Below are 2,983 nucleotides of genomic sequence, written 5' to 3'. Positions count from 1 at the left end.
GGGCTCGGCGGCGTCGGGTCCGGCCTGCGATTCGGTGGGAGCCTCGACGACGGGGGCAGCATCAGTGGGGACTTCGACGTCGGGGGCCTCGGTCTGCGCGTCGGCGGCCTCCGCCACCCCGACCTCGGTCGGCTCCGCGACGGCGAGCTCCTCCGCAGCCGACTCGGCCGACTCGGACGACTCAGCCGGCTCGCTCGACCCCTCGGCATCGGCATCGGTCGGCGCCTCGACAGCCGACTCGCTCGATTCCTCAGCGACAGCGGCCTCGGCAGCAGGCGCTCCGACAGCGAACTCCTCGGCGGCGAGGTCTTCGGCTGGTGCGTCATCGACACGGGGAGCGTCTTCCGCCGCGGGCGCGTCGGTGGTGGCGGGGCCACTCACGTCGGTGGCGGCATCCTCGCGCGTCTCATCGATGTTCTCGGTCTGGATCTCGGAGAGGGACTCCACAGTTCTCCTTCTGTGCATGGTGGATTGGACAGATCCGCACGTGCGCCGTCCACGACAGGCGCGCCCTTCGCGTGCGCGCATCCGCGTCCGAGACGGACGTCCGACAGTGCAGCGGGGGTTATGCGGGGGTTCGCAGAATTGCGACGGAGGCCAGATTCACGGTCACGCCGTGGCACCCTCCGTATCGTTCTTCACTGTACCACCCTTGACGTCGACGGCGAGCATGAGGGGCTCCCACGGTGTGTCTGTGGCGGATGCCGCGACCGCCGCCGCCGCGAGGCGCTGGCCGGGACCATCGGCGAGGACGAGCACGCTCGGGCCGGCCCCCGACACGACGGCGGCGAAGCCTCGCGCGCGCAGCGCCCCCACGAGTTCGCCCGTTGCAGGCATCGCCTGCGCGCGGTAGGACTGGTGCAGCTTGTCCTCGGTGGCCGCCAGCAGCAGTTCGGGGCTCTGGGTGAGCGCGGCGATGAGCAACGCCGACCGCGAGACGTTGAACACGGCATCCTCCCTCGTCACCTGCAGCGGCGCGAGACCGCGGGCGACCGAGGTCGACATCGTGAAGTCGGGAACGAACACGAGCGGCGACACACCGCGATGCACGAGCAGCTTCTTGTACTGCGGGCCGTTTTCGTCCAGCCATGCGATCGTGAGGCCGCCGAACAGCGCCGGCGCGACGTTGTCGGGGTGCCCCTCCAGCTCGGTCGCCAGGCGCAGCAGCGTGTCGGCACCGAGCTCGACCTCGCCGGCGAGCAGTCCCTTCGCCGCCAACAGGCCCGCAACCACTGCGGCGCCCGACGAACCCATGCCGCGCCCGTGCGGAATCGTGTTGTGCGCGACGAGGCGGATGCCGGGGAACTCGCGGCCGGACGCTTCGAACGCGTACGCCATCGACCGCACGACGAGGTGCGACGCATCGATGGGCACCTCCCCCGCGCCCTCGCCGGTGACGATGATCTCCAGCCCCGGCTCCGGGAGCGCCGTGACAGTCAGCTCGTCGTACACGCTGAGGGCGAGTCCCAGCGTGTCGAAGCCGGGGCCGAGGTTCGCGCTCGTGGCGGGGACGCGCACCGCGACGGTGCGTTCGGTCACGGTCATGCCAGGTCGAGCACGGCGGCGACCTCGCTGGTCGACGCGTCCACGACGGTGGGGGTGATCTCGCTGCCGTCGGGGGCACGCAGCGCCCACTGGGGGTCCTTGAGTCCGTGACCGGTGACGGTGAGCACGACCTTCGCGCCGGCCGGCACGAGTCCCGCCTCGGCTCGGTCGAGCAGACCCGCGACGCTGATCGCCGAAGCGGGCTCGACGAAGACACCGACCGTCGCGGCGAGCAGCTTCTGCGCCGCGAGGATGCGATCGTCATCGATCGCGCCGAACCAACCGTCGGTCGCGTCGCGCGCCTCGAGGGCGAGATCCCACGAGGCCGGGTTGCCGATGCGGATCGCCGAAGCGATCGTCTCGGGGGCCTTGACGACCTCGCCGCGCACGATGGGAGCCGATCCGGCGGCCTGGAAGCCGAACATGCGCGGCACCTTCGTCGCGGCCCCACGTGCGGCCTCTTCGCGGTAGCCGCGGGTGTAGGCGGTGTAGTTGCCGGCGTTGCCCACCGGGATGTAGTGGAAATCAGGCGCGTCACCGAGCTGCGAGACGATCTCGTACGCGGCCGTCTTCTGCCCGTCGATGCGGTCGGGGTTGACGGAGTTGACGAGGTGCACGGGGTAGTTCGCGGCGAGCTCGCGCGCGATCTCGAGGCAGTCGTCGAAGTTGCCGCGCACCTGGATCAGCTTGCCGCCGTGGATGACGGCCTGGCTGAGCTTGCCCATCGCGATCTTCCCCTCGGGCACGAGGACGGCCGCCGTGATGCCGGCGTGCGCCGCGTAGGCGGCGGCGGATGCCGACGTGTTGCCCGTCGAGGCACAGATCACCGCCTTCGCGCCGTGTTCGACGGCCCGCGAGAGCGCGACGGTCATGCCGCGGTCCTTGAATGAGCCGGTGGGGTTCATCCCCTCGAATTTGACGTAGACGTCGGCGCCGGTGCGCTGCGAGAGGGATGCCGCCGGGATCAGCGGCGTGCCGCCCTCGCCGAGCGTGACGACGGTCGAGGTGTCGGTGACGCCCAGCCGGTCGGCGAACTCGAGCAGGACTCCCTGCCAGACATGTGCCATCTCAGTCTCCTTCTACTCGCAGCACCGAGACCACACGGTGCACGACGGTGGTGGCGGCGAGACGATCGACGGTCTCGCTGAGGTCCTGCTCCCGTGCCAGGTGGGTGCCGATGACGATGCGCGCGACTCCCGGTGCGCCGTTGCCCGCGGTGAGCACGGTCTGCTCGACGGTCGCGATCGACACGTGCCCGTCGCTGAGGATGCCGGCGACCGTCGCCAGCACGCCGGGGGTGTCTGTCACCTCGAGCGTGATCTGATACCGCGTCGTGACGCGGCCGATCGGCACGACGGGCAGGTTCGCGCGCGTCGACTCGCCGACGCCGACGCCCCCCGCGATGTGGCGGCGGGCCGCCGAGACCACGTCGCCGAGG

Annotated in this window: 3 protein-coding genes and 1 pseudogene; all 4 read right to left on the bottom strand. The window is 70.9% G+C overall.

The features are described 5' to 3' along the window. Positions 1-447: pseudogene (locus WBP48_RS05260) on the bottom strand (hypothetical protein); the annotation flags it as partial. A 162-nt stretch (positions 448-609) separates the two neighbouring features. Next, positions 610-1,545 carry a homoserine kinase gene (gene thrB, locus WBP48_RS05255; protein ID WP_424437129.1) on the bottom strand — a complete coding sequence of 312 codons (936 nt, stop codon included), beginning with the start codon at positions 1,543-1,545 and terminating at the stop codon, positions 610-612. Beyond that, positions 1,542-2,612: a threonine synthase gene (gene thrC / locus WBP48_RS05250; RefSeq protein ID WP_424437126.1), complete on the bottom strand. Its 1,071-nt coding sequence runs from the start codon at positions 2,610-2,612 to the stop codon at positions 1,542-1,544. The genes thrB and thrC overlap by 4 nt, the downstream gene beginning before the upstream one ends. Before the next feature lies 1 nt (position 2,613). After that, a partial coding sequence (locus WBP48_RS05245) for an ACT domain-containing protein (RefSeq protein ID WP_424437123.1) occupies positions 2,614-2,983 on the bottom strand: 370 nt, incomplete at its 5' end.

The sequence above is a fragment of the Microbacterium sp. genome (genome assembly GCF_049661145.1).
Lineage (GTDB): Bacteria > Actinomycetota > Actinomycetes > Actinomycetales > Microbacteriaceae > Microbacterium.
The sequence above is the reverse complement of the archived record's forward strand: the minus strand, read 5'-3'. Positions and strand labels throughout refer to the sequence as shown.

What these genes read in the sequence shown, in the direction of transcription:
- thrB (WP_424437129.1), bottom strand. Translation starts at nt 1,545, where the DNA reads ATGACCGTGACCGAACGCACCGTCGCGGTGCGCGTCCCCGCCACGAGC.
- thrC (WP_424437126.1), bottom strand. Translation starts at nt 2,612, where the DNA reads ATGGCACATGTCTGGCAGGGAGTCCTGCTCGAGTTCGCCGACCGGCTG.